This is a genomic window from Citrobacter sp. Igbk 16 (assembly GCF_028069755.1).
Taxonomy (GTDB): Bacteria; Pseudomonadota; Gammaproteobacteria; order Enterobacterales; family Enterobacteriaceae; genus Citrobacter.
In genome coordinates this window covers 80,849-106,574 of record NZ_JANEWJ010000013.1, presented here as the reverse complement: position 1 = coordinate 106,574, position 25,726 = coordinate 80,849, and the positions used below count along the sequence as shown (strand labels likewise).

Here is a 25,726-nt window from a genome sequence, read left to right as displayed (position 1 = left end):
CATCATGAATGATGCTGTGTAGGGGTTGTTCGGGTCAGATAAAATTCCGCCAGCGCCAGATCTTCCGGACGGGTGACTTTAATGTTGTCAGCGCGTCCTTCAACCAGCAGCGGATGAAAGCCGCAATATTCCAGTGCCGAAGCCTCATCCGTAATGGTTGCGCCTTCGTTTAACGCTCGAGTCAGGCAATCGTGTAACAGCTCGCGTGGGAAATACTGCGGTGTCAACGCATGCCATAAATCAGTACGTTCGACCGTATGAGCAATCTCGGTCTTACCAGGCTCCGCACGTTTCATGGTGTCGCGTACGGGGGCCGCCAGGATACCGCCGATACGGCTGGTTTCACTTATTGCCAGTAAGCGGGCTAAATCATCCTGATGCAGACATGGCCGCGCGGCATCATGCACCAGTACCCACTGAGCGTCTCCAGCGGCTTGCAAACCGGCAAGAACAGAATCGGCACGCTCATCGCCGCCATCCACCACGGTAATTTGCGGATGCGCTGCAAGTGGAAGTTGGGCAAAGCGGCTGTCGCCGGGACTGATCGCGATGACGACACGCGTCACCCGGGGATGCGCCAGTAGCGCATCAACCGAGTGTTCAAGAATGGTTTTATTGCCAATTGAGAGGTACTGCTTAGGACACTCCGTCTGCATTCGGCGGCCAAATCCGGCAGCCGGCACCACGGCGCAAACGTCCAATAAAGTGGCTGCCATGTTAAATCCTTGGCTGGTTTATCGATTGTTTTGCCCTGCGGTCTGTGCGCGTTTAGACGCGTCAGGGACCAGGCGATAAAACGTTTCGCCCGGCTTAGTCATGCTGAGTTCGTTGCGTGCGCGTTCCTCGATAGCTTCCTGACCGCCATTGAGATCATCAATTTCAGCAAAGAGCTGATCGTTACGCGCTTTAAGTTTCGCGTTTGTAGCTTGCTGCGCAGCAACATCATCGTTGACGCGACTATAGTCATGTATGCCGTTCTTACCGAACCACAGCGAATACTGTAGCCAGACCAATAAAGCCAGCAACAGCAGCGTTAGTTTACCCATCCTGCCCCCTGAAAAACGGCATTAACATCCCATAACTTCCGTCGACGATTTTACGTCTGCGGGCGGGAATGCCGCGACAACGCGGGCAAATGTACCACATTTGCCCGTTGTTACGTATACCCCGTGTAAGGAGAACATAATCTCATTGTTGGTTACGGTTTGAATTAGAGCTGCTGGTATGCAGCACCACTCACCATGGAAAAAGGGAAGAGAACCTAGCCCAGCAGCCACAGGAACAATGCGCCAAACATCGACCCAACCACCAGCAGGGTAAACGTAACGCTTAGCAGCAGCCGTCCCTTCAAAAGCGAATGCAGGGCAATACCCGCCACAATGGCGACGGGCAGCAACGCGAGGAAAAAAGGCCAGGTATAAAGGAAGAAAAACAGCGTATTAGGGCCATACATCAGGCACGGGAACCCCAGCGCCAGCAACCACGCCGCAAAACCGACAACGGCACCCGGTAGTGACCAGGTGGTTTCGTCGTCGGCGGCGAAAGTCTCTGACTCTGTGATAGTAATGTTATGGCTGTTGCGCATATCTAATCCTGTGACCATGACTGACCGGGCGTACCTGTTTTAAAATCGCGAGGAGTCCGGTGGTGTCTCAGGATCTGATAATATCTTCCTGCCTCAGCAGGTCTAATAATTGAGAGACCAAATTTGTTACTAATTGTTCACCATTCAGATGAATCTCTGGCGATTCAGGCGCTTCGTATACCGAGTCAATTCCAGTAAAATTGCGCAACTCACCCGCCCGCGCTTTTTTATATAGCCCTTTTGGATCACGTGATTCACAAGTTGCCAGCGGCGTATCGACAAACACCTCTATAAAACGCCCATGACCCACACGTTCGCGAACCATCTGTCGTTCAGCACGATGAGGGGAAATAAAGGCAGTCAGTACCACCAGCCCCGCATCCACCATCAGGTTAGCCACTTCCCCAACCCGGCGAATATTCTCCTTGCGATCGGCATCGCTAAATCCGAGATCGCTGCACAGACCGTGGCGCACGTTATCGCCATCCAGCAGATAAGTACTAACCCCCTGCTTGTGCAGCGCTTCTTCCAGCGCTCCCGCTACCGTGGATTTACCCGAACCAGAGAGTCCGGTAAACCACAGCACAACACCACGATGGCCGTGGTGTTGCTCCCGCTGTTGTGGCGTAACAGGATGGGCATGCCAGACGACGTTTTCGTCATGCAGCGCCATTATTTTCCTCCCAGCAGATCGCGCGCACCCCAGTGTGGGAAGTGACGACGCACCAGCGCATTGAGCTCCAGTTCAAACGCACTGAACTGGGATGCCGTGGCCGGCTCCTGGACGATCGGCTCGCGAACCAGTCCTGCCCCAACGGTGACATTCGTCAGACGGTCAATGATAATCAGGCCGCCCGTGACCGGATTATGCTGATAGGTATCCAGCACCAGCGGTTCATCAAACGTCAATCTCACCAGGCCAATACCGTTCAGCGGTAAGGCTTCGACTTCACGCTGGGTCAGGTTATTGATATCAACCTGATACTCCACGCTATCAACACGCGCACGCGTCTTCTTGCCCGCCACTTTGATGTCATAGCTCTGCCCTGGCGACAGTGCCTGCTCCGCCATCCACACCACATCAACGGCAGCGCTTTGCACCGCCGGCAGCGTTTCCTGGGCATCAAGCAGCAGGTCACCACGGCTGATATCGATCTCATCTTTTAGCACAAGGGTAATGGCTTCACCTGCATGCGCTTCCTGCAAGTCGCCATCAAACGTGACAATCCGGGCGACGCTCGACTCAACGCCAGACGGTAACACTTTGACGCGTTGTCCTACCTTCACGCTACCGGAGGCCAGTGTTCCGGCATAACCACGAAAATCAAGATTTGGGCGGTTCACATACTGCACCGGGAATCGCATCGGCTGAGTATCGACAACACGCTGGATTTCAACGGTTTCAAGCACTTCCAGCAGCGTCGGACCGCTGTACCACGGCATGCTGAAACTTTGCGACGCCACGTTGTCACCTTCCAGTGCTGAAAGCGGTACAAAACGGATATCCAGGTTGCCCGGCAACTGCTCTGCAAAGGTCAGATAATCTTCACGAATCCGGTTAAATGTCTCTTCGCTAAAATCCACAAGGTCCATTTTGTTGATCGCAACGATCAGATGTTTTATTCCCAACAGCGTAGAAATAAAGCTATGACGGCGGGTCTGATCCAACACGCCTTTACGTGCATCGATCAGCAGGATCGCCAGATCGCAGGTCGACGCACCGGTTGCCATATTGCGGGTGTACTGCTCATGACCGGGAGTATCCGCGATGATAAATTTGCGTTTTTCGGTGGAAAAATAACGGTAGGCCACGTCAATAGTGATGCCCTGTTCGCGCTCGGCCTGCAAGCCATCAACCAACAGCGCCAGATCGAGCTTCTCGCCCTGCGTACCATGACGTTTACTATCATTGTGCAGCGATGAGAGCTGATCTTCGTAGATCTGTCGGGTATCATGCAACAGACGCCCAATCAGGGTACTTTTCCCATCATCCACGCTACCGCAGGTTAAAAAACGCAGCAGGCTTTTGTGTTGTTGGGCGATCATCCAGGCTTCAACGCCGCCTTCATTAGCAATTTGTTGTGCAAGTGTCGTGTTCATGGCGGCTCCTTAGAAATACCCCTGACGTTTCTTCAGCTCCATGGAGCCCGCCTGGTCGCGGTCAATCACGCGGCCCTGACGTTCACTGGTGGTTGAGACCAGCATCTCTTCGATGATTTCCGGTAGCGTCTGCGCGTTAGACTCCACCGCGCCGGTCAGCGGCCAGCAGCCAAGCGTGCGGAAACGCACCATCCGTTTTTTGATAACCTCACCAGGCTGCAGATCGATTCTGTCGTCATCAATCATCATCAACATGCCGTCGCGCTCAAGCACCGGACGCTCTGCGGCGAGGTACAGCGGAACAATGTCGATGTTTTCCAGCCAGATGTACTGCCAGATATCCTGTTCCGTCCAGTTAGAGAGCGGGAATACGCGAATGCTTTCGCCTTTGTTAATCTGGCCGTTGTAGTTATGCCACAGCTCCGGACGCTGGTTTTTCGGGTCCCAGCGATGAAAACGATCGCGGAAGGAATAGATACGCTCTTTCGCGCGCGATTTCTCTTCATCACGGCGTGCGCCGCCGAATGCTGCGTCAAAACCGTATTTGTTCAGCGCCTGCTTCAACCCCTCGGTTTTCATAATGTCGGTATGCTTGGCGCTACCGTGGACAAATGGATTTATCCCCATCGCCACCCCTTCCGGGTTTTTATGCACCAGCAGTTCGCAGCCGTAGGCTTTTGCCGTGCGGTCACGAAACTCATACATCTCGCTGAATTTCCAGCCGGTATCAACGTGCAGCAGAGGAAACGGCAGTGAACCAGGATAAAACGCTTTGCGCGCCAGATGCAGCATTACGCTGGAATCCTTGCCGATGGAATACATCATCACCGGATTCGAAAACTCGGCGGCCACCTCACGAATGATATGGATGCTCTCCGCTTCCAGTTGCCGCAGGTGGGTAAGTCGTTTTTGATCCATAACCGTTCCTATGTATTGCCGTTATTTTGCTAACGAAGTTCAGATAACCTGACTATAGGGAGGGCAAGAGAGCGAATGAAATTACGAATTGGAATGAGTAGTTCCTCAAAGGAATAACGATCTGGAAAAGCAAATATCAAAAAGTGCTTAAGCCGCCGGATTTCGGGCATTTAGGAGCAAATGAAATTGTTTTACCTCGATCACGGTTTCATACTAACGGCTGAAAATTTCTGCTTGGTATTTAAGGACTCACTATGTTTTCCGCATTGCGCCACCTGACTACCGCCCTGGCGCTCGGCGCGTGCTTTATCCTTCCCGCACAGGCAACCTCTTCGAAGCCCGGAGATATGGCAAATACTCAGGCCCGATATATCGCAACATTCTTCCCTGGCCGCGTGACGGGCTCTCCGGCAGAAATGCTCTCTGCTGATTATTTACGTCAGCAATTTCAGCAGATGGGCTATCGCAGTGATATTCGGACGTTTAATAGCCGTTATATTTATACCGCTAAAGACAATCGTAAGAACTGGCATAACGTTACGGGCAGTACCGTCATTGCAGCGCATGAAGGCAAAGCGCCGCAGCAGATTATTATCATGGCGCATCTCGACACTTACGCTGCGCAGAGCGATGCCGATTCCGATGCTAATCTGGGCGGATTAACCTTGCAGGGCATCGACGATAACGCCGCAGGTTTGGGCGTCATGCTGGAGTTGGCTGAAAAACTAAAAAATGTGCCGACACAGTACGGCATTCGGTTTATCGCCACCAGCGGTGAGGAAGAAGGCAAACTGGGTGCAGAAAATATCCTTAAACGCATGAGTGCGGCAGAAAAGAAAAATACGCTGCTGGTTATCAACCTCGATAACCTGATCGTCGGGGACAAGCTCTACTTCAATAGTGGGAAAAGAACCCCGGAAGCCGTACGAAAACTGACGCGCGACCGGGCGCTGGCAATTGCACACAGCCGCGGTATCGTCGCCAGTACCAACCCGGGCCTGAACAAAGACTATCCGAAAGGAACCGGATGTTGTAACGATGCCGAGGTCTTCGACAAAGCGGGAATCGCCGTGCTCTCGGTAGAAGCAACCAACTGGAGCCTGGGTAAAAAAGACGGCTATCAGCAACGCGCCAAAACTGCCTCTTTCCCCGCCGGTAACAGCTGGCACGACGTGCGTCTGGACAACCAGCAGCATATCGATAAAGCGCTTCCAGGCCGGATTGAACATCGCAGCCGCGACGTAGTACGCATCATGCTGCCGCTGGTGAAAGAACTGGCAAAAGCGGGTAAATCCTGAAGAGGTGGTCCGGTAGGATGTAAATCTTACCGGACCACTTTCCTGTTACCCTTCGTGCAGCCCACATTCGCGCTTCAGCCCGAAGAAGCGCGTCTCTTCTTCTGCCATGCCTGGCTCCCATTTACGCGTCGTGTGGGTATCACCGACTGACAGGTAGCCTTGATCCCACAGCGGATGATATTTCAGATCGTGTTTTTGCAGATACTGGTATACCGTACGGTTGTCCCAGTCGATAATCGGCAGCACTTTAAATACGCCGCGCTGAATAGCCAATACCGGTAGATGTGCACGGCTACCGGACTGCTCGCGGCGCAGACCCGCAAACCAGGTTTGTGCATTCAGTTCTTTCAGCGCCCGGTTCATGGGTTCGACTTTGTTGATGTCATTGTATTTCTCAATGCCTTCAACGCCCTGCTCCCACAGCTTGCCGTAGCGCGCTTCCTGCCAGGCCGCGCTCTCTTTCGCTCGGTAGACCTGCAGGTTGAGTTTGAGTTTATCCGTTAACTCATCAATAAACTGGTAGGTTTCCGGAAATAAATAGCCAGTGTCGGTGAGGATCACCGGGATATCCGGGCGAATCTGGTTCACCAGATGCAAGCTGACCGCCGCCTGAATACCAAAACTTGATGAAAGGACATATTCGCCGGGTAGATTTTCCAGCGCCCACGCCACGCGTTCTTCCGCGCTCAGCTTTTCCAGTTGGCTGTTGGTTTCTGCCAGTGCCATAACACGCTCAACTTTTGGCAGTGCGTTTAAGCCGTTTAGATCGAGTCTGGACATAAGTTCCTCGCTGTATGTCTTGCCTGATGGCGCTTCGCTTATCAGGCCTACAGTCTACGTAGGCCTGATAAGGCATTTATGCCGCCATTCGGCAATTCGGGTTATTCCCAGAAATCACGCGCTGGATCGAGCACCGGGCGAACAATGCCCGCACGCACTGTAAAATCACCGAAGCCTTCACCCGCTTCGCGCTCTTTCGCCCAGCGCCCAATCAGTTCATCCAGCGAAGCCAGAATTTCCGGCTCTGTGATATTTTCTTTGAACATCCGTGGGATACGAGTCCCGATACGGTTTCCGCCCAGATGCAGGTTATAGCGCCCAGGCGCTTTACCCACCAGCCCCACTTCCGCCAGCATGGCACGACCACAGCCGTTCGGGCAGCCCGTGACTCGCATGACAATATTTTCATCACTTAAATCATGCTTCGCCATCAACGTATCAATGTTGTCGATAAACGTTGGCAGGAAACGTTCTGCCTCGGCCATTGCCAGCGGACAGGTCGGGAACGATACGCAGGCCATTGAGTTTTCACGCTGTGGGGTCACCGCATTCATCAGGCCGCTTTTCTGCGCAATCTTCTCAATCTTCGCCTTATCACTTTCCGGGACACCGGCAATGATCAGGTTCTGGTTGGCCGTGATACGGAACTCGCCTTTGTGGATCTTCGCGATCTCCAGCAAGCCGGTTTTCAGCGGGCGCCCCGGGTAATCCAGAATACGGCCGTTTTCAATAAACAGCGTCAGGTGCCATTTATTGTCGATCCCTTTCACCCAACCAATCCTGTCGCCTCGACCGGTAAACTCATACGGACGAATCGGCTCGAATTTGATCCCCGCACGACGTTCAACTTCTTCTTTAAACGTCTCGACTCCTACCCGCTCCAGCGTGTATTTGGTTTTCGCGTTTTTACGATCGGTACGGTTACCCCAGTCACGCTGCGTGGTCACCACCGCTTCTGCCACTGCTAAGGTGTGTTCCAGCGGCAGATAACCAAACTCACTTGCGGTGCGCGCGTAGGTTTTCTTGTTACCGTGCTCAATAGACAGTCCACCGCCAACCAGCAAGTTAAAGCCCACCAGCTTGCCGTTTTCGGCAATCGCCACGAAGTTCATATCGTTAGCGTGCAGATCAATGTCGTTCTGCGGCGGGATCACCACCGTCGTTTTAAACTTACGCGGCAGATAGGTCTGACCGAGAATCGGCTCTTCATCCGTCGTCGCGACTTTTTCCTGATCCAGCCAGATCTCAGCATAAGCGCGAGTACGGGGCAGCAAGTGTTCAGAGATTTTTTTCGCCCACTCGTACGCTTCAGCATGCAACTCAGACTCATACGGGTTGGAAGTGCACAGCACGTTACGGTTCATATCGTTGGCGGTCGCCAGCGCGTCCAGCCCCACTGAATGCAGCATCTGGTGCACCGGTTTCACGTTCTTCTTCAGAATACCGTGAAACTGAAACGTCTGGCGGTTGGTCAGACGGATGCTGCCGTAAATGGTGTTGTCATGGGCAAACTTATCGATCGCCTGCCACTGTTTGGTGGTGATGACTCCCCCCGGCAGGCGGCAGCGCAGCAGCATCGCGTGGCGCGGTTCCAGCTTCTGTTCGGCACGTTCGGCGCGAATATCGCGGTCATCCTGCTGGTACATACCGTGAAAACGGATCAGCAGAAAGTTATCACCTTTGAATCCGCCGGTGAGGCCGTCATTTAAATCTTCGGCAATGGTGCCGCGCAGATAATTGCTCTCCAGCTTCATTCGTTCAGCGTCGGACAGCTTACCTTCGACCACCAGTGGTCCTGGATGTTTTTCGCTCATTAGTAGACATCTCGCTGATAACGGCGCTCAACGCGCAGCTCACTCAAAAATTCATCCGCCGCTTCGATATCCATAGCACCGAATTCGGCAATCACTTCCAGCAAAGCCTGCTCAACGTCTTTCGCCATGCGATTGGCGTCGCCGCAGACATAAATGTGCGCACCGTCATTAATCCAGTGCCACAGTTCTGCACCCTGTTGGCGCAGTTTATCTTGTACGTAGACTTTATCTTTTTGATCACGGGACCAGGCAAGGTCGATACGGCTGAGTACACCTTCTTTGACGTAACGCTGCCATTCCACCTGATACAGGAAATCTTCAGTAAAGTGCGGATTGCCAAAGAACAGCCAGTTTTTCCCTTCTGCGCCGTCTGCGGCACGTTGCTGCATAAAGGCGCGGAACGGCGCAATCCCTGTTCCAGGCCCGATCATAATGACCGGTGTTTGCGGATTTTCCGGCAGGCGGAAGTTGTCGTTATGCTCAATAAACACACGCACTTCGCCCTCTTCTTCCACGCGATCTGCAAGGAAGCTGGAGGCACCACCTGCACGCGCGCGGCCTTCAACGTCGAAACGCACGGCACCCACGGTGATATGTACTTCGCTTTCCACTTCAGCCTGGGATGAGGCAATGGAGTACAAGCGTGGTGTCAGCGGACGCAGCAAGCTAATTAACGCGTCGGCATCGAGTTGTGCCGGGGAGAAACGCAACATATCGACAATGGGGGTGGTTGTAGCGTAATGCTGTAATTGCGCTTTATCACCTACCAACGGCAACAGCGTTTCGCTGCGCGTCAGGGTGGCATAGTTTTCCACGATATTGGCCGTGTTGACGGTCAATTCGAAATGCCACTCCAGCGCGTCAGCGAGCGGCAGCGTTTTGCCATCAACGGTGACCGGCTCAGTACCTTTCAGCCACAGCAGTTCCACAATTTCTTTGACCAGGGCCGGATCGTTCTGATACCAGACACCCAATGCGTCGCCTGGCTGATAGCGCAGGCCAGAATCACCCAGATCAATTTCGATATGGCGTACATCTTTTTCAGAGTCGCGCCCGGTAATTTTCTGGTTCACCGAAAGTGTTGCACTCAACGGTGCTTCTTTGGTGTAAGGACTGGTGTGCACCTCGTTAACCGCACCGCTCGCAGCAGCCTGTGCAGACGGTGCAACAGGCGCACGCGCCTTCAGTAAATCAACCAGGCGGGCACGCCATTCTGCCGCCGCCGATTGATACTCGACATCAGCGTCAACGCGATCCAGCAAGCGTTCACCACCCAACTCTGCCAGTTTCGTATCAAAGTCTTTACCTGACTGGCAGAAAAATTCGTAAGACGTATCGCCAAGGCCAAATACGGCAAAAGCCGTGTTTTCAAGCTTCGGCGCTTTTTTAGAAAACAAGTACTTATGCAACGCAACGGCTTCTTCCGCCGGTTCACCTTCTCCCTGAGTCGATGCCACCACGACCAGCAATTTTTCATTGGCAATTTGTTTGAATTTATAATCGCCAGCATTGATCAGGGTGACATTGAGCTGCGCAGCGATAAGATCGTCGCGTAAGGCTTCCGCCACGCGACGTGCATTACCGGTTTGCGAAGCCGAGATGAGTGTAATTCCTGGCATTTCAGCGACAGGCGCAGGCGCTGCAGCATTCGTTCCCGGCTGCTGATTCAGCACGCCCCAGAAATAGCCAGACACCCACGCAAGCTGTGTGGGAGTGAAATCAGTCGTGGCCGCCTGAAGGCGTGCCAGTTGCTCCGGGTTTAGCGGGAGCAAAGCGGAAGGTGGGGCCTGTGTCGTCATGCGTTGTCATGTTCCAGTAAGCAAAGCGGATTTCAGCAATAAAACCCAAACTGAAGATAAGGTTAACGGCGGTGATAGTAACAACTAAAGAAGGGATAGAAATAACAAATAACCAAATGAACTAACCTGTTTTAGTTATCGTTATTAACAGCAAAACAGATTATATAAGCATTTGATATATAGCTAATTATCAAATATTAACATCATGAATGAATCGTTCTGATGCTCAGCGCCCTTTTAAATAATGATAAAATTTGCTCTTTACGTTACCCTACGGCGTTTTTTGCATTCTTGAGAGTAAATAATGTCCACCACCTTGTTTAAAGATTTCACCTTCGAAGCCGCTCACCGCCTGCCGCACGTACCGGAAGGACACAAGTGTGGCCGTCTGCATGGTCACTCATTTATGGTGCGTCTTGAAATTACCGGTGAAGTCGATCCACATACCGGTTGGATCATGGATTTCGCCGAGTTAAAAGCGGCGTTCAAGCCGACTTACGACAGGCTTGATCACTACTACCTGAACGATATACCGGGCCTTGAAAACCCAACCAGCGAAGTATTGTCTCGCTGGATTTGGGAACAGGTAAAACCGGTTGTTCCTCTGCTGAGCGCAGTGATGGTAAAAGAGACCTGCACAGCAGGTTGCGTTTATCGCGGAGAGTGATCCCGACCTTGCCGGATGGCGACGCATCGCGTCTGATCCCGGCCTACCTTATTTACAAGCGTAGGCCGGGCAAGCGATGCGTACCCGGCAAAACTCATCAGGCAATATTCAGGTATTTATGCGTTTGCATCGACAAACGCCAGTTACGCGCAATACAGGTATCAATACACAAACGCGTAGCATCTTCTTTCTGACTGATTGGCTGCAACGCAATAATGCGTGGTTTATCATCGCTCAACGTGGCCAGCAGTTCATCCAGCGCTTCAATATCGCGAACGCGACCCACCGGATGCTTGATTTCATTGGCTCGTTCCAGCGCCTGTGACAGTACGTCATAGCCACCACGCATATTCACCTTCGGCGATACCGTCACCCAGGTATTCGGCGTACAGCGAACTTCGTGTGTCCCGCTGGTCTCAATCTGGCAGCTAAAGCCGTTTTTTTCCAGTAAGTCAGTGAGTGGCATCAGATCGTGAATGCAGGGTTCACCACCGGTGATCACCACGTGTCGGGCGGTATAGCCCTGACGCTGAATAACAGCCAGCAGATCTTCACTGCTCGCCGCGCCCCATTTATCACTCTCTTTCGTCTTGGCCAGGATGCTATATAAGGAGACTTCCCGATCCTCAAGCTTATCCCAGGTGTGTTTGGTATCGCACCAGGCACAGCCAACCGGGCATCCCTGTAAACGAATAAAAATGGCGGGGACGCCGGTAAAGTAACCCTCACCTTGCAGGGTCTGGAACATCTCGTTAATCGGGTACTGCATAGTCATCTCTGTTTTGGGTTATGAACGCGTATTATTGCAGATTTGCACGCTCAGGTCTTGCCCCCGGCTGCGCTGTCCCCTGAGTTAAAAAATCATGAAACATGATCTCGTGTTTGCGTCTGCAATGATCGAATAGCTGTGATTTAATTTCATAGCTGTTCAGGCAGCGTTTTGATGTAACAAAATATTTTTAATAATAACCTTATAAAAATAGTATAAATATTTTAAAAGTAAAATATTTCAAGCATGTACAAACGGATACATGAAATTATGAATTTATTAGTATAATGCATAGTCAAATTCGATCCGCGGTATTTTTTATATTAAAATAGGCTTAAGAAACCTAACCTTACGCTAATTTTCCATTTAATCTCCGTTTAATTATCCGCGCCTAGAATCCAGTCAACCACCCCTAATGAGACTGCATTCATGAATACACTATTAATTACTGGCGCAACCGGTTTTTTGGGCGGAGCCGTTTTAGAAAACATTCTGAATCAGACAAATGGATTTAATCTGCTGCTTTTAGTTCGTGCCGATAATGATGTATCTGCGCTGGAACGGATAAAGGAAAATCTGCGCAAATTTAATATTGCAGAAGAAAAGCTGACCGCACTTAGCCCGCGGAATATCCTGTTGGGTGATTTGGTAGAACCCGAAGCGTTTCTTCACGACCCGCGTCTGGACCAGGTTACTCATGTCATCAACTGCGCCGCCGTCGCCTCTTTTGGCAACAACCCGCTTATCTGGAAAGTAAATGTCGAAGGAACGCTGAAGTTCGCCCGGAGAATGGCCAGTGTCAGCAGCCTGCAGCGCTTTCTTCACGTTGGTACAGCGATGTCATGCTCCCCAGAACCCGATTCACTGGTGGCAGAAAGTGCAGAATTTCGCGAACGTGCTGAGCATCTGGTTGAGTATACGCACTCTAAATCCACGATAGAGCGTCTGATGCAACAGGAATGCCCAACATTACCACTGGTTATGGCGCGGCCTTCTATCGTTGTTGGCCACACTCATCATGGCTGCCAACCCTCCAGCAGTATTTTCTGGGTATTCAGCATGGGTCTGATGCTACAAAAATTTATGTGTTCGATGGAAGACCGTATTGACGTGATCCCGGTTGATTACTGCGCCGATGCATTGCTGATGTTACTGAGCAGTCCGCTCGCTCGCGGTGAAGTAGTGCACATCTCAGCAGGAGAAGAAAATAGCGTGAGGTTTGCAGATATTGATAGCGCGATGGCATCTGCGCTGGAACAAGCTCCCGTCGGCAATAAATACGCACAGGTCAGCTATGAAACGCTGGTCCAAATGCGCCGTGAACTGAAGAATATTTTTGGCCCCTGCAACGAACGACTGATGCTTAAAGCCATGCGTCTTTACGGTGCGTTCGCAACGCTGAACGTGCGATTCAGCAATGATAAGCTGCTCAGCATGGGGATGCCGAAGCCGCCGCGTTTTACCGATTACATTGAGCGCTGTGTGCAGACGACACGTGGGCTGACTATTCCACAGCAAATGGCGGTGGACTTTAAATAGGTTGCGATTGTGCAGGCAAAAAAATGCCAGCCCGAAGGCTGGCATTTTTAAATCAGAGAAAGAACAGGATTACGCCTGACCTTTGATCTCTTTACGACCGTTGTACGGAGCGTGTTCACCCAGAGCTTCTTCGATACGAATCAGCTGGTTGTACTTAGCAACACGGTCAGAACGGCTCATAGAACCCGTTTTGATCTGGCCTGCAGCGGTACCAACAGCCAGGTCAGCGATGGTAGCATCTTCAGTTTCGCCAGAACGGTGAGAGATGACAGCAGTGTAGCCAGCGTCTTTCGCCATTTTGATCGCAGCCAGAGTTTCGGTCAGAGAACCGATCTGGTTGAATTTGATCAGGATGGAGTTAACGATGCCTTTTTCGATACCTTCTTTCAGGATCTTGGTGTTGGTTACGAACAGATCGTCACCAACCAGCTGGATTTTGTCGCCCAGTACTTTTGTCTGGTATGCGAAACCGTCCCAGTCAGACTCGTCCAGACCATCTTCGATGGATACGATCGGGTACTGTTTGGTCAGTTCTTCCAGGAAGTGAGTGAACTCTTCGGAGGTGAACGCTTTGTTGCCTTCGCCAGCCAGAACGTATTTACCGTCTTTGTAGAATTCAGACGCTGCACAGTCCATCGCCAGAGTGATGTCTTTGCCCAGCTCGTAGCCTGCTGCTTTAACCGCTTCAGCGATTACAGCCAGAGCTTCAGCGTTGGAACCCAGGTTCGGCGCGTAGCCACCTTCGTCACCAACTGCAGTGTTCATACCTTTAGCTTTCAGAACTTTAGCCAGGTTGTGGAACACTTCGGAACCCATACGAACGGCTTCTTTCAGGGATTTAGCGCCAACCGGCTGAATCATAAATTCCTGGATGTCGACGTTGTTGTCAGCGTGCTCACCACCGTTGATGATGTTCATCATCGGAACCGGCATGGAGTATTTGCCCGGAGTACCGTTCAGTTCAGCGATGTGTGCATACAGCGGCAGGCCTTTAGCAGCAGCTGCTGCTTTGGCGTTCGCCAGGGACACAGCCAGGATGGCGTTTGCACCGAAGTTGGATTTGTTTTCAGTACCGTCCAGATCGATCATGATCTTGTCGATGCCAGCCTGATCTTTAGCATCTTTACCCAGCAGAGCCTGAGCAATCGGGCCGTTTACAGCTGCAACAGCTTTCAGTACGCCTTTACCCATGAAACGGGATTTGTCGCCATCGCGCAGTTCCAGTGCTTCGCGGGAACCAGTAGAAGCACCTGACGGAGCTGCTGCCATACCAACGAAACCACCTTCCAGGTGTACTTCGGCTTCAACAGTCGGGTTACCACGGGAGTCGATGATTTCACGACCGATGATTTTAACGATTTTGGACATTAGGTTTTCCTCAGTACAAGTTAAACTAAAACTCCAGACAAACAATGCACCCTGATGGGTGCATTGCCGTTCTAACTTTTTACTTCTTACTTCGCCTGACGCTTCTGATGTTCACTGGCGGCTTTCACAAAGCCGGCGAACAGCGGGTGCCCATCACGTGGCGTGGAAGTAAATTCCGGGTGGAACTGACAGGCCACGAACCACGGATGATTCGGTACCTCAATGATCTCGACCAACTGATCATCACCGGAACGGCCTGCAACACGCAGACCCGCAGCTTCAATCTGTTTCAACAGCATATTGTTGACTTCGTAGCGGTGGCGATGACGTTCAACAATTGTCGGCGTACCGTACAGTTGACGAACCAGACTCTCATCGCTCAGCTGACACTGTTGCGCACCAAGACGCATTGTGCCACCCAGATCGCTCTTCTCGGTACGGACTTCAACGTTGCCGTCTTCATCACGCCATTCAGTAATCAGGGCCACCACTGGGTACTTACAGTCTGGCACAAATTCTGTGGAGTTGGCGTTGTCCATTCCCACGACGTTACGAGCAAACTCAATCAACGCAACCTGCATACCCAGGCAAATGCCCAGATAAGGAATATTGTTTTCACGCGCAAAGCGCGCTGTCGCGATTTTCCCTTCAACACCACGGTAGCCGAAGCCGCCTGGGATGAGGATGGCATCAAGACCTTTCAGGATCTCAACACCACGCGTTTCAACATCCTGCGAATCAATCAGCTTGATGTTGACGGTGACACGATTCTTCAAGCCACCGTGCTTCAGCGCTTCGATAACTGACTTATAGGCATCCGGCAGTTCAATGTACTTGCCGACCATACCGATAGTCACTTCGCCTGCCGGATTCGCTTCTTCGTAGATAACCTGTTCCCATTCTGACAGATTCGCTTCCGGACAGTTCAAGCTGAATCGTTTACAAATATAATCGTCAAGGCCCTGAGATTTCAACAGGCCCGGAATTTTATAGATGGAATCGACATCTTTCAGAGAAATCACCGCTTTTTCCGGAACGTTACAGAACAATGCAATTTTTGCACGTTCATTAGCCGGAACTGCGCGATCGGAGCGGCAAATCAGGATATCTGGCTGAATACCGATAGAAAGCAGCTCTTTTACAGAGTGCTGAGTCGGTTTGGTTTTGACTTCACCTGCCGCCGCCATATACGGAACCAGCGTCAGATGCATAAACAGCGTGTGCTCACGGCCAATTTCTACAGCCATCTGGCGAATCGCTTCAAGGAACGGCAGAGATTCGATATCCCCAACGGTTCCGCCGATTTCGACCAGAACAACATCATGACCTTCACCGCCTTCCAGAACGCGCTCTTTAATGGCATTCGTGATGTGCGGAATGACCTGAACGGTCGCACCCAGATAGTCACCACGGCGTTCTTTACGCAGAACGTCGGAGTAGATACGACCGGTGGTGAAGTTGTTACGGCGGCTCATTTTGGTGCGGATGAAACGCTCATAGTGACCCAGGTCCAGGTCGGTTTCAGCGCCGTCTTCGGTAACGAACACTTCCCCGTGTTGGATAGGGCTCATAGTACCTGGATCGACGTTGATGTACGGATCCAGTTTCATCATGGTCACATTGAGGCCACGGGCTTCAAGAATGGCTGCGAGGGAGGCTGCGGCAATGCCTTTTCCCAGAGAGGATACGACCCCGCCGGTCACAAAAATATAGTTCGTTGTCATGCTGGACCTGAGAAGTTAGGGTGAAACGATGGAATTACCAAGACGGGAAAGTAGTATACCCGAACATGACGAGCGCCACAAACTTTCATTATTCCCTCTCCTTCGTTCTTCAAGCCGCACCGGTGTTGGCTTCCTTCACTCACCCCAGTCACATAGCATTTCTATGTTCCAGGGGATTCTTTCAGTCGCCGCCTTGTTGCGACTCGAATAACTCGAAGAGGCAGTATACAAGGTGTTTCATCAACATAACGGGAAGAGAAAATAGCCTCTTTTGGGTAAATGTTTTTGACGTAAATCAAGCGCTTGTTATTTAAAAAATCACACAAATCGTCCTTGACCGACGAAATCCCTTAGAGATCAATTTCCTGCCGTTTTACCTGTTGCCAGACTTCTTCCATTGTTTCCAGATCAACACCAGTCATTTCCAGACCGCGGGCTGCCACAATTCGCTCAACCTCACGAAAACGGCGCTCGAATTTTTCATTCGCTTTCTGCAATGCCGTCTCTGCTTTTGTCCCTAAATGACGGGCCATATTGACCGTGGCAAACAGCAGGTCGCCCATTTCCTCCTCCAGTTTAGCCTGGTCAACGACAGCCTGCTTCGCCTCGAACATGACTTCGTCAATCTCTTCATAAACTTTGTCGACAACCGGTCCTAAAGTCTTCCAGTCAAAGCCAACATTGGAGCAGCGTTTCTGGATTTTCTGGGCGCGCATTAGCGCCGGTAAACTACGGGGAATATCGTCCAGCGCGGAATGTTGTGCCTTCCCGGCACGTTCTTCGGTTTTGATCTGTTCCCAGCGGGTCAGCACTTCGCGACTAGTACTGGCAGAAACATCGGCAAATACATGCGGATGCCGACGTTCGAGCTTATCGCTAATCGCAGCGCAGATATCGTTAAAATCGAAGCGCCCTTCTTCCTGCGCCATTTGTGCGTAAAACACCACCTGGAACAACAGATCGCCCAGTTCACCACGCAGATCGTCGAAGTCTTCGCGCGCAATGGCATCAAGTACTTCATAGGTTTCTTCGAGGGTGTAAGGGGCAATCGTGGCGAAAGTCTGCTCTTTGTCCCACGGACAGCCGTTTTCCGGGTCGCGCAGGCGCTGCATAATACCGAGCAGTCGGTCAATTTGATTCATGTGAAAATCCTAGAGATTTGAAGAACTGTAGGCCGAATAAGGCGGCAGCCGACATCCGGCCTACAAAATAATTAATTACCGTGCAAGCGACGCGCGTCGATCACATCCGGCACCTGGTTCAGTTTGCCGAGCACGCGTCCGAGCACCTGCAGGTTGTAGATTTCAATGGTCATATCAATAGTAGCCAACTGTTGTTTGGTATCACTACGGCTGGCAACCCCCAGCACGTTTACTTTCTCGTTAGCAAGAATCGTCGTGATATCACGTAATAAGCCGCTCCGATCGTTTGCCTGCACACGGACAACCAGCGAGTACCCTGCCGAGTAGCTTTCACCCCAAACCGCATCAACGATACGTTCTGGGGCATGTGAGCGCAGTTCTGTCAGTTGTTCACAGTCAGCCCGGTGCACGGAAATACCACGTCCCTGGGTGATAAACCCGACAATCTCATCGCCAGGGATAGGCTGGCAGCAGCGCGCGATATGGTGCATCAGGTTTCCAACCCCTTCGACCACCACACGGCCATCGTCTTTTCGGCGAGTCTGCGGGGCCTGCGTTTTCTGCTGAAGTTGTTTCAGTGCAGCGGCATCCTGTTCAGCAGCGCTTGGTTTATTAAACTGCGCTTGCAGGAAGTTGACCATCTGGTTGAGGCGGATGTCACCGCCGCCGATCGCCGCCAGCAGCTCTTCCAGCTCATTAAAGCTGTAACGCGGAAGCAGGTGTTTTTCAGCCTCTTTCAGGCTAATACCCAGGTGCGCCAGTTCATCATCGAGGATCTGACGACCAGCCAGGATATTCTTGTCCCGGTCCTGTTTACGGAACCAGGCATGGATCTTAGAGCGCCCCCTGCTGGTCGTCACGTAGCCCAGGTTAGGGTTTAGCCAGTCACGGCTTGGGTTTGGCTGTTTCTGGGTGATAATTTCAATTTGATCGCCCATCTGCAGCTGATAGGTAAACGGTACGATGCGACCGCCAATTTTCGCGCCAATGCAACGATGCCCCACATCACTGTGGATGTGATAAGCAAAATCGAGCGGCGTTGAACCCGCCGGCAAGTCAACGACATCGCCTTTTGGCGTAAAGACGTAAACTCTGTCGTCAAAGACCTGGCTACGCACTTCATCCAGCATTTCACCGGAATCAGCCATCTCTTCCTGCCAGGCTATCAGTTTACGCAGCCACGCAATGCGATCTTCATGACCAGAACGCGCAGCGCCTGAAGCGGTACCTTCTTTGTACTTCCAGTGCGCGGCAACGCCCAGTTCGGCATCTTCGTGCATCTGTTTGGTACGGATCTGGATTTCAATGGTTTTACCGCCTGGCCCCAGCACAACCGTATGGATTGACTGGTAACCATTAGGCTTCGGATTGGCAACGTAGTCATCGAACTCATCAGGCAGATGGCGATAGTGAGTGTGCACGATCCCCAGTGCGGCATAGCAATCCTGTAAACGCTCAGCCACGATACGCACTGCGCGCACATCGAACAGTTCGTCAAAAGCCAACTGCTTCTTCTGCATTTTGCGCCAGATGCTGTAAATATGCTTCGGACGCCCGTACACCTCGGCTTTTACACCTTCGGTTTTCATCTCTGAACGCAGATGCCCAACAAACTCGTCGATATAGTGTTCTCTGTCGATACGACGTTCATGCAGTAATTTAGCAATGCGTTTGTATTCGGCTGGGTGCAGGTAGCGGAAGCAGTAATCTTCCAGCTCCCATTTTAATTGCCCGATGCCTAATCGGTTAGCCAGCGGGGCATAAATATTGGTGCATTCTTTTGCCGCCAGCACGCGTTCATCTTCCGGCGCGTCTTTCACTTCTCGCAGATGAGCAATACGTTCTGCCAGCTTGATGACCACACAGCGGAAGTCGTCGACCATTGCCAGCAGCATGCGACGAACGTTATCAACCTGCTCGGAAGAGACGGAGTCGGTATGCGTGGCTTTTAGCTGGCGTATTGCCGCCATATCACGCACACCATGGATAAGATTAACGATTGACGTGCCTACGCTCTCGCGCAGGATGTCTTCACTCACCACATTGGCATCCGCCAGAGGGAACAGCATCGCCGCTCGCAACGTGTCGATATCCATACTCAGCATGGAGAGTATTTCCACCATTTCGACGCCACGCCACAGCAGCAGATCCGCATCCGGATGCCCCTGTGTCTGCTGCAGGCAATACGCCCAGGTTTCGGCTAAGCGTTCACACGACTGCTGGCTGGAGATCCCCAGACTCGCGATCCATTTCTTAGGATCAAACTCACCAGCTTTATTTATATGTGCACTTCTTACCGCAACCATCGTCCTCTCCTTAAGGGGCCTGGCCTGTCGAAGTCGACAAGCCGTACCCATTGTCTTTCACGCTGCGTTACAACCCGAAATCCAATGGGTATAAAATTCATTACAAACGCTCAAACAGGACCATCGATTCCAGATGTCCAGTGTGCGGGAACATATCGAGCATCACCAGTCGCTGAACGGTATATCCTGCATTGAGTAACGCTTCGCTGTCACGAGCCAGCGTAGCAGGATTACAGGATACATAAACAACGCGGCCAGGGTTTAATTTTATAATATGTTGCATCACACCGGCAGCCCCCGCACGCGCGGGATCGAGCAAGACTTTGTCAAATCCGTTTTTTGCCCATGGTTGTTTGGTGACATCTTCTTCAAGGTTTTCATGAAAGAATGTCACATTGTGTAGTCCGTTATTCCGCGCATTTTCCCGGCCTTTTTCCACCAGCGCAGGGACACCTTCAACACCCACAACGCTCGCTGCTCGTACGGCCAACGGCAACGTAAAATTCCCCATACCACAGAACAAATCGAGCACACGGTCCTCTGGCTGCACATCCAGCCATTCCAGCGCACAGGAAACCATTTTCTGGTTTACCCCTTCATTGACCTGGATAAAATCACGCGGGCTGAAGGTTAAACGTAGTCCATTTGAATCATACCAGGGCGATTCTTCTGAATTTGATTCCAGTATCTCGCTTTGCGGAGCCAGAAACAAAGACAGTCCCTGAGAATGCGAAAAGCATTCCAGTTTTTCTTTATCTGCGGTATTCAGTGGCGCAGTGTGGCGCAAAATCATCAGGGTTCCACTTCCAGCCTGCACCAATTCGACATGCCCCAAGTGACGCAGCCCCTGCAGACTCTGCAGGCATGCCCGAATTTCAGGCAGCAGCGCCTCAAGTTGGGGCACCAAAATAGGGCATTGCTTCACATCGATAATGTCGCTGGAGCCGGACTTGCGAAACCCCATCTGCAATTGCTGCTCTTTCGAGCGATAGTTCAGACTTAAACGCGCGCGGCGCCGATAACCCCACGGGGTATCGGCGATAACGTCCGTCACCTCACATTTCATTAAACGCGACAACGCCGCACTTTTGCTACGCTGCTGCAAAGGGATGCTGGCGTGCTGCTGTTGACAGCCACCACAGACCCCAAAATGTGGGCAACGTGGCACTTCGCGTTCCGAACTGTCGTTTAAACGACGTTTGACTTGCGCACGGGCAAACTGTTTTTTATCTTCAGTAATCACCACTTCTGCGCTTTCCTGGGGCAGCAATTCCGGTATAAACAGGGCTTTCCCGTTATGACGAGCAACGCCCTGACCAAAAGAATCAAGGTCATTGACGGTAACGGTTATGATCTGACGCGTCGTCACGCGTCGTTTTGCAGAGTAGAATTGCGCCATCGACGAGATATTTCTCTATTTAACAGTGTGACCCTAATTGTCCCATAACGGAACTCCATGACCAACTACAGCCTGCGCGCACGCATGATGATTCTGATCCTGGCCCCGACCGTCCTGATAGGTTTGCTGCTCAGTATCTTTTTTGTTGTGCATCGCTATAACGACTTGCAGCGTCAACTGGAAGATGCTGGTGCCAGCATCATTGAGCCACTCGCGGTATCCAGCGAATACGGCATGAACTTGCAGAACCGGGAATCCATCGGCCAGCTTATCAGCGTGTTGCATCGTCGCCATTCCGATATTGTGCGGGCAATTTCCGTCTATGACGAAAATAACCGACTGTTCGTCACCTCCAACTTTCATCTTGATCCGTCAGAGATGCAATTGGCTACCGGATCGCCGTTTCCACGAAAGCTGAGCGTAACCCGGCACGGGGATATCATGATCCTGCGTACCCCTATTATATCGGAAAGCTATTCACCGGATGAATCTGCCGTTAGCGATGCGAAGAACACCAAAAATATGCTGGGGTATGTGGCGCTTGAGCTGGACCTCAAGTCCGTGCGATTACAGCAGTACAAAGAGATCTTTATCTCCAGCGTCATGATGCTGTTTTGTATTGGTATTGCGTTAATTTTCGGCTGGCGTCTGATGCGTGACGTGACCGGCCCAATTCGCAACATGGTGAATACCGTAGACCGAATACGTAGAGGTCAGCTCGATAGCCGCGTGGAAGGTTTCATGTTGGGCGAGCTGGATATGCTGAAGAATGGCATCAACTCGATGGCGATGTCTCTCGCCGCCTACCATGAAGAGATGCAGCACAATATCGATCAGGCGACGTCAGATCTGCGCGAAACGCTGGAGCAGATGGAGATCCAAAACGTTGAGCTGGACCTGGCAAAGAAACGCGCTCAGGAAGCTGCACGTATTAAATCAGAGTTCCTGGCGAACATGTCTCACGAGCTACGTACACCGCTAAACGGTGTCATTGGCTTTACACGTCTGACACTAAAAACCGAGTTAAATACCACTCAGCGCGATCACCTGAATACGATTGAACGCTCTGCCAACAACCTGCTCGCTATCATCAATGATGTGCTCGACTTCTCTAAACTGGAAGCGGGTAAACTGATTCTGGAAAGCATACCTTTCCCGCTGCGCAGTACACTGGATGACGTCGTAACGCTGTTAGCACACTCCTCCCATGACAAAGGGCTGGAGCTAACACTGAATATTAAAAATGACGTTCCGGACAATGTGATTGGCGACCCGCTGCGCTTGCAACAGGTCATTACCAACCTGGTCGGCAATGCCATCAAATTTACCGAGAGTGGCAATATCGACATTCTGGTTGAAAAACGCGCGCTCAGTAACACCAAAGTCCAGATTGAAGTTCAAATCCGCGATACCGGCATTGGCATTCCAGAACGCGATCAGTCACGTCTGTTCCAGGCATTCCGTCAGGCTGATGCCAGCATTTCGCGCCGTCACGGTGGTACCGGACTTGGCCTTGTGATCACGCAAAAACTGGTCAATGAAATGGGCGGGGATATCTCGTTCCATAGCCAACCAAATCGCGGTTCCACCTTCTGGTTCCATATCAGTCTTGATCTCAATCCTAATGTTCTGAGCGATCGCTCAACCACCCGCTGTCTGGCAGGTAAACGACTGGCTTACGTTGAACCAAATGCTACCGCCGCGCAATGTACGTTGGATATCTTGAGTGAAACGCCACTGGAGGTGATTTACAGCCCTTCATTCTCTGCATTACCGGCAGAACACTACGATATCCTGCTACTTGGTGTACCCGTCACGTTACGCGAGCCGCTCACCATGCAGCATGAACGGCTGGCAAGCGCAGCCGCGATGACCGATTTCCTGTTGCTGGCGCTGCCTTGCCATGCGCAGATTAACGCTGAAAAATTGAAGCAAGGCGGCGCAGCGGCATGTCTGCTAAAACCGCTCACCTCAACCCGATTGCTACCTGCATTAACCGAGTATTGCCACCTGAACCAAGGGTCAGAGCTCCAGTTGTTAGATGAAAGCAAGATTGCGATGACCGTGATGGCGGTGGACGACAACCCGGCGAACCTGAAGCTTATCGGCGCATTGCTTGAAGATAAAGTGCAGCACGTCGAGCTGTGCGACAGCGGGCATCAGGCGGTGGACAGAGCCAAACAAATGCAATTTGATCTGATCCTGATGGATATCCAGATGCCGGACATGGACGGTATTCGTGCCTGCGAACTGATCCATCAGCTTCCACACCAGCAGCAGACACCGGTTATTGCGGTAACGGCACATGCCATGGCAGGACAAAAAGAGAAGTTACTCAGCGCCGGAATGAATGACTACCTGGCTAAGCCGATTGAAGAAGATAAATTGCACAGTTTACTGTTGCGCTATAAGCCCGGTGCCGGCACATCAGCCCGGACTATCGTAGCGGAACCCCCTGAACCCGTGGTCAACCCGAATACGACCCTCGACTGGCAACTGGCGTTGAGACAGGCTGCCGGTAAAAACGATCTGGCGCGGGATATGCTGCAAATGCTGATCGATTTCTTGCCTGAAGTCCGTAACAGAATTGAAGAGCAACTGGTGGGTGAAAACCCTGAAGGGTTGGTGGATTTGATTCATAAACTACACGGCAGCTGCGGTTACAGCGGGGTTCCCCGCATGAAAAACCTGTGCCAGCTTATTGAACAGCAGTTACGTAGCGGGACCAAAGAAGAAGAGCTTGAACCAGAGTTTTTAGAGCTTCTTGATGAGATGGACAACGTCGCGCGGGAAGCAAAACGGATATTGGGGTGATATTCGCCGGAGGCGGCGTAACCGCCTTTTCCGGCCTACAGGTTTCGCTGTATACCACAGGCCCGATAAGCGTCGCGCCATCGGGCACATCGCCGGATGCGGCGTAAACGCCTTATCCGGCCTACAGGTTTCGCTGTATACCACAGGCCCGATAAGCGCCGCACATCGGGCACATCGCCGGAGGCGGCATCAGCGTCTTTTCCGGCCTACAGGTTTTGCTGTTTACCGTAGGCCCGATAAGCGCCGCACATCGGGCACATCGCCGGAGGCGGCATCAGCGTCTTTTCCGGCCTACAGGTTTCGCTGTATACCACAGGCCCGATAAGCGTCGCGCCATCGGGCACATCGCCGGAGGCGGCGTAACCGCCTTTTCCGGCCTACAGGTTTTGCTGTTTACCGTAGGCCCGATAAGCGCCGCACATCGGGCACATCGCCGGAGGCGGCGTAACCGCCTTTTCCGGCCTACAGGTTTTGCTGTTTACCGTAGGCCCGATAAGCGCCGCGCATCGGGCACATCGCCGGAGGCGGCGTCAGCGCCTTTTCCGGCCAACAACTCAGCGTAATTGCTGCCCTGCTTTAAGCGTTGCGGCCACGTTTCGTGCTGTCATCCGCACATTTTCACTCGCATTATCCAGCGCCTCATCCAGCGTGCAAATGGTATAAATCACGCTAAAAACGGCATCAATTCCATGCTCATGTACCACACCAACATCTGGCGTCAGGCTGCCTGCAATACCAATGACAGGCTTATTATATCGCTTTGCAACGTTCGCTACGCCAACCGGGACTTTGCCATGGATCGTCTGACTGTCAATACGCCCTTCCCCGGTCACAACTAAATCTGCATCCGCAACGCAGTCATCAAGGTGTAACGCATCCGTCACGATCTCGATACCACGGCGTAGCTGCGCGCCGCAAAACGCATACAGTGCAGCCCCCATGCCGCCAGCCGCGCCACCGCCCGCCAGTTCCAGCACGTTAACGTCCAGATCGCGGGCAATCAGTTGCGCATAGTGCGTCAGCGCATTATCCAGACGGGTAATCATCTCTGGCGTTGCCCCTTTTTGCGGACCAAATACTGCAGAAGCGCCCTCTTTACCGGTCAGCGGATTCGTGACATCGCAGGCCACTTCAATACGACAGGTAGCAAGGCGCTTATCTAACGCTGAAATATCTATCCTGGTGAGCGATTCCAGGCCGATCCCGCCTTGTGCAATCTGGTTATTCTGCGCATCCAGCAATTTGGCGCCCAGAGCCTGCACCATACCGGCACCACCATCATTAGTCGCGCTACCGCCAATCCCAATGATGATATGTTCTACACCCGCATTCAGCGCATGGCGAATCAACTCTCCGGTCCCCCATGAGGTGGTTTTCAGCGGGTCGCGCAACCCTGCCGGAACCCGCTCTAACCCACTGGCGGCCGCCATCTCGATAAACGCTGAGCGCTCATCTCCCGATAACCCATAAAATGCCCGTACCTTACTTCCCAGGGGACCCGTAACATCAACATGCACAAGGTGGCCCGCCGTAGCGGCAACCATCGCCTCGACCGTTCCTTCACCACCATCAGCAACCGGTATCTTTACGTAATCCGCATCAGGCCAGATCTCACGAAAACCCTGCTCAATGGCAGTTGCCACCTCAAGCGCACTCAAACTCTCTTTATAAGAATCCGGTGCAATTACTATTTTCATAAGCCGT

The 25,726-nt window shown here is 52.0% G+C and carries 20 protein-coding genes; 4 read left to right on the top strand and 16 right to left on the bottom strand.

The window, feature by feature from the left end:
* Positions 1–2 precede the first annotated feature (2 nt).
* From ispD to cysD, 6 genes are all read right to left on the bottom strand, one after another.
* Positions 3–716 (bottom strand): 2-C-methyl-D-erythritol 4-phosphate cytidylyltransferase, encoded by a 714-nt coding sequence (gene ispD, locus NNO03_RS11060; RefSeq protein ID WP_271442475.1) that lies wholly within the window; start codon positions 714–716, stop codon positions 3–5.
* A gap of 18 nt (positions 717–734) precedes the next feature.
* Positions 735–1,046 carry a cell division protein FtsB gene (gene ftsB / locus NNO03_RS11055; RefSeq protein ID WP_003034163.1) on the bottom strand — a complete coding sequence of 104 codons (312 nt, stop codon included), beginning with the start codon at positions 1,044–1,046 and terminating at the stop codon, positions 735–737.
* A gap of 215 nt (positions 1,047–1,261) precedes the next feature.
* The gene (locus tag NNO03_RS11050; protein ID WP_271442474.1) at positions 1,262–1,585 is read right to left on the bottom strand and encodes a DUF3561 family protein; all 324 of its coding nucleotides are present in this window, start codon (positions 1,583–1,585) and stop codon (positions 1,262–1,264) included.
* A gap of 67 nt (positions 1,586–1,652) precedes the next feature.
* Entirely contained in the window at positions 1,653–2,258 is a 606-nt protein-coding gene (cysC, locus tag NNO03_RS11045; protein WP_271442473.1) for an adenylyl-sulfate kinase, read from the bottom strand.
* Positions 2,258–3,685 (bottom strand): sulfate adenylyltransferase subunit CysN, encoded by a 1,428-nt coding sequence (cysN, locus tag NNO03_RS11040; RefSeq protein ID WP_271449531.1) that lies wholly within the window; start codon positions 3,683–3,685, stop codon positions 2,258–2,260. Before cysN ends, cysC begins: the two co-directional genes overlap by 1 nt.
* 9 nt (positions 3,686–3,694) lie before the next feature.
* Positions 3,695–4,603 carry a sulfate adenylyltransferase subunit CysD gene (cysD, locus tag NNO03_RS11035; protein ID WP_137382749.1) on the bottom strand — a complete coding sequence of 303 codons (909 nt, stop codon included), beginning with the start codon at positions 4,601–4,603 and terminating at the stop codon, positions 3,695–3,697.
* Between the two features lie 254 nt (positions 4,604–4,857).
* Here cysD and NNO03_RS11030 point away from each other — a divergent pair, with 254 nt between their 5' ends.
* Complete coding sequence (locus NNO03_RS11030) at positions 4,858–5,901, top strand: aminopeptidase (protein ID WP_271442472.1); 1,044 nt, start codon at positions 4,858–4,860, stop codon at positions 5,899–5,901.
* Positions 5,902–5,946: 45 nt separating this feature from the next.
* Here the strand turns inward: NNO03_RS11030 and cysH are convergent, their stop codons facing one another.
* The 3 genes from cysH to cysJ all read right to left on the bottom strand — a co-directional run bounded on the left by cysH (position 5,947) and on the right by cysJ (position 10,294).
* On the bottom strand, positions 5,947–6,681 hold the full coding sequence (gene cysH / locus NNO03_RS11025) for a phosphoadenosine phosphosulfate reductase (RefSeq protein ID WP_271449530.1): 735 nt from the start codon (positions 6,679–6,681) through the stop codon (positions 5,947–5,949).
* Between the two features lie 101 nt (positions 6,682–6,782).
* Entirely contained in the window at positions 6,783–8,495 is a 1,713-nt protein-coding gene (gene cysI, locus NNO03_RS11020; protein ID WP_271449529.1) for an assimilatory sulfite reductase (NADPH) hemoprotein subunit, read from the bottom strand.
* A complete protein-coding gene (cysJ, locus tag NNO03_RS11015; RefSeq protein WP_271449528.1) occupies positions 8,495–10,294 on the bottom strand; it encodes an NADPH-dependent assimilatory sulfite reductase flavoprotein subunit in 1,800 nt (599 codons plus the stop codon). Before cysJ ends, cysI begins: the two co-directional genes overlap by 1 nt.
* A gap of 304 nt (positions 10,295–10,598) precedes the next feature.
* Between cysJ and queD the strand changes: the two genes are divergently transcribed.
* Positions 10,599–10,961, top strand: coding sequence for a 6-carboxytetrahydropterin synthase QueD (gene queD, locus NNO03_RS11010; protein WP_041686189.1), 363 nt, complete (start codon positions 10,599–10,601; stop codon positions 10,959–10,961).
* Between the two features lie 97 nt (positions 10,962–11,058).
* Here the strand turns inward: queD and queE are convergent, their stop codons facing one another.
* Entirely contained in the window at positions 11,059–11,730 is a 672-nt protein-coding gene (gene queE, locus NNO03_RS11005; protein WP_040232204.1) for a 7-carboxy-7-deazaguanine synthase QueE, read from the bottom strand.
* Positions 11,731–12,159: 429 nt separating this feature from the next.
* Between queE and NNO03_RS11000 the strand changes: the two genes are divergently transcribed.
* Entirely contained in the window at positions 12,160–13,269 is a 1,110-nt protein-coding gene (locus tag NNO03_RS11000; protein WP_271449527.1) for an SDR family oxidoreductase, read from the top strand.
* Between the two features lie 69 nt (positions 13,270–13,338).
* Here the strand turns inward: NNO03_RS11000 and eno are convergent, their stop codons facing one another.
* The 5 genes from eno to rlmD all read right to left on the bottom strand — a co-directional run bounded on the left by eno (position 13,339) and on the right by rlmD (position 21,208).
* On the bottom strand, positions 13,339–14,637 hold the full coding sequence (eno, locus tag NNO03_RS10995) for a phosphopyruvate hydratase (protein ID WP_202037895.1): 1,299 nt from the start codon (positions 14,635–14,637) through the stop codon (positions 13,339–13,341).
* 86 nt (positions 14,638–14,723) lie between these two features.
* Positions 14,724–16,361 (bottom strand): glutamine hydrolyzing CTP synthase, encoded by a 1,638-nt coding sequence (gene pyrG / locus NNO03_RS10990; protein WP_005130912.1) that lies wholly within the window; start codon positions 16,359–16,361, stop codon positions 14,724–14,726.
* Between the two features lie 350 nt (positions 16,362–16,711).
* Entirely contained in the window at positions 16,712–17,503 is a 792-nt protein-coding gene (gene mazG, locus NNO03_RS10985; RefSeq protein WP_271449526.1) for a nucleoside triphosphate pyrophosphohydrolase, read from the bottom strand.
* A gap of 71 nt (positions 17,504–17,574) precedes the next feature.
* Positions 17,575–19,809, bottom strand: a complete 2,235-nt coding sequence (relA, locus tag NNO03_RS10980) for a GTP diphosphokinase (RefSeq protein ID WP_137382740.1) — start codon at positions 19,807–19,809, stop codon at positions 17,575–17,577.
* 100 nt (positions 19,810–19,909) lie between these two features.
* The gene (gene rlmD / locus NNO03_RS10975) at positions 19,910–21,208 is read right to left on the bottom strand and encodes a 23S rRNA (uracil(1939)-C(5))-methyltransferase RlmD (protein WP_271449525.1); all 1,299 of its coding nucleotides are present in this window, start codon (positions 21,206–21,208) and stop codon (positions 19,910–19,912) included.
* 57 nt (positions 21,209–21,265) lie between these two features.
* On the opposite strand from rlmD, the gene barA reads away from it, so the two are divergent.
* Positions 21,266–24,022 carry a two-component sensor histidine kinase BarA gene (gene barA / locus NNO03_RS10970; protein WP_271449524.1) on the top strand — a complete coding sequence of 919 codons (2,757 nt, stop codon included), beginning with the start codon at positions 21,266–21,268 and terminating at the stop codon, positions 24,020–24,022.
* 554 nt (positions 24,023–24,576) lie between these two features.
* Here barA and NNO03_RS10965 read toward each other — a convergent pair.
* Positions 24,577–25,719: a glycerate kinase gene (locus tag NNO03_RS10965; protein ID WP_271449523.1), complete on the bottom strand. Its 1,143-nt coding sequence runs from the start codon at positions 25,717–25,719 to the stop codon at positions 24,577–24,579.
* Between the last annotated feature and the right edge of the window lie 7 nt (positions 25,720–25,726).

Coding starts and splice junctions, on each gene's coding strand:
- cysC (WP_271442473.1), bottom strand. CDS start 2,258: ATGGCGCTGCATGACGAAAACGTCGTCTGGCATGCCCATCCTGTTACG.
- relA (WP_137382740.1), bottom strand. CDS start 19,809: ATGGTTGCGGTAAGAAGTGCACATATAAATAAAGCTGGTGAGTTTGAT.
- queD (WP_041686189.1), top strand. CDS start 10,599: ATGTCCACCACCTTGTTTAAAGATTTCACCTTCGAAGCCGCTCACCGC.
- cysD (WP_137382749.1), bottom strand. CDS start 4,603: ATGGATCAAAAACGACTTACCCACCTGCGGCAACTGGAAGCGGAGAGC.
- queE (WP_040232204.1), bottom strand. CDS start 11,730: ATGCAGTACCCGATTAACGAGATGTTCCAGACCCTGCAAGGTGAGGGT.
- NNO03_RS11050 (WP_271442474.1), bottom strand. CDS start 1,585: ATGCGCAACAGCCATAACATTACTATCACAGAGTCAGAGACTTTCGCC.
- cysJ (WP_271449528.1), bottom strand. CDS start 10,294: ATGACGACACAGGCCCCACCTTCCGCTTTGCTCCCGCTAAACCCGGAG.
- pyrG (WP_005130912.1), bottom strand. CDS start 16,361: ATGACAACGAACTATATTTTTGTGACCGGCGGGGTCGTATCCTCTCTG.
- cysN (WP_271449531.1), bottom strand. CDS start 3,685: ATGAACACGACACTTGCACAACAAATTGCTAATGAAGGCGGCGTTGAA.
- rlmD (WP_271449525.1), bottom strand. CDS start 21,208: ATGGCGCAATTCTACTCTGCAAAACGACGCGTGACGACGCGTCAGATC.
- NNO03_RS11030 (WP_271442472.1), top strand. CDS start 4,858: ATGTTTTCCGCATTGCGCCACCTGACTACCGCCCTGGCGCTCGGCGCG.
- barA (WP_271449524.1), top strand. CDS start 21,266: ATGACCAACTACAGCCTGCGCGCACGCATGATGATTCTGATCCTGGCC.
- ispD (WP_271442475.1), bottom strand. CDS start 716: ATGGCAGCCACTTTATTGGACGTTTGCGCCGTGGTGCCGGCTGCCGGA.
- eno (WP_202037895.1), bottom strand. CDS start 14,637: ATGTCCAAAATCGTTAAAATCATCGGTCGTGAAATCATCGACTCCCGT.
- cysH (WP_271449530.1), bottom strand. CDS start 6,681: ATGTCCAGACTCGATCTAAACGGCTTAAACGCACTGCCAAAAGTTGAG.
- NNO03_RS11000 (WP_271449527.1), top strand. CDS start 12,160: ATGAATACACTATTAATTACTGGCGCAACCGGTTTTTTGGGCGGAGCC.
- NNO03_RS10965 (WP_271449523.1), bottom strand. CDS start 25,719: ATGAAAATAGTAATTGCACCGGATTCTTATAAAGAGAGTTTGAGTGCG.
- ftsB (WP_003034163.1), bottom strand. CDS start 1,046: ATGGGTAAACTAACGCTGCTGTTGCTGGCTTTATTGGTCTGGCTACAG.
- mazG (WP_271449526.1), bottom strand. CDS start 17,503: ATGAATCAAATTGACCGACTGCTCGGTATTATGCAGCGCCTGCGCGAC.
- cysI (WP_271449529.1), bottom strand. CDS start 8,495: ATGAGCGAAAAACATCCAGGACCACTGGTGGTCGAAGGTAAGCTGTCC.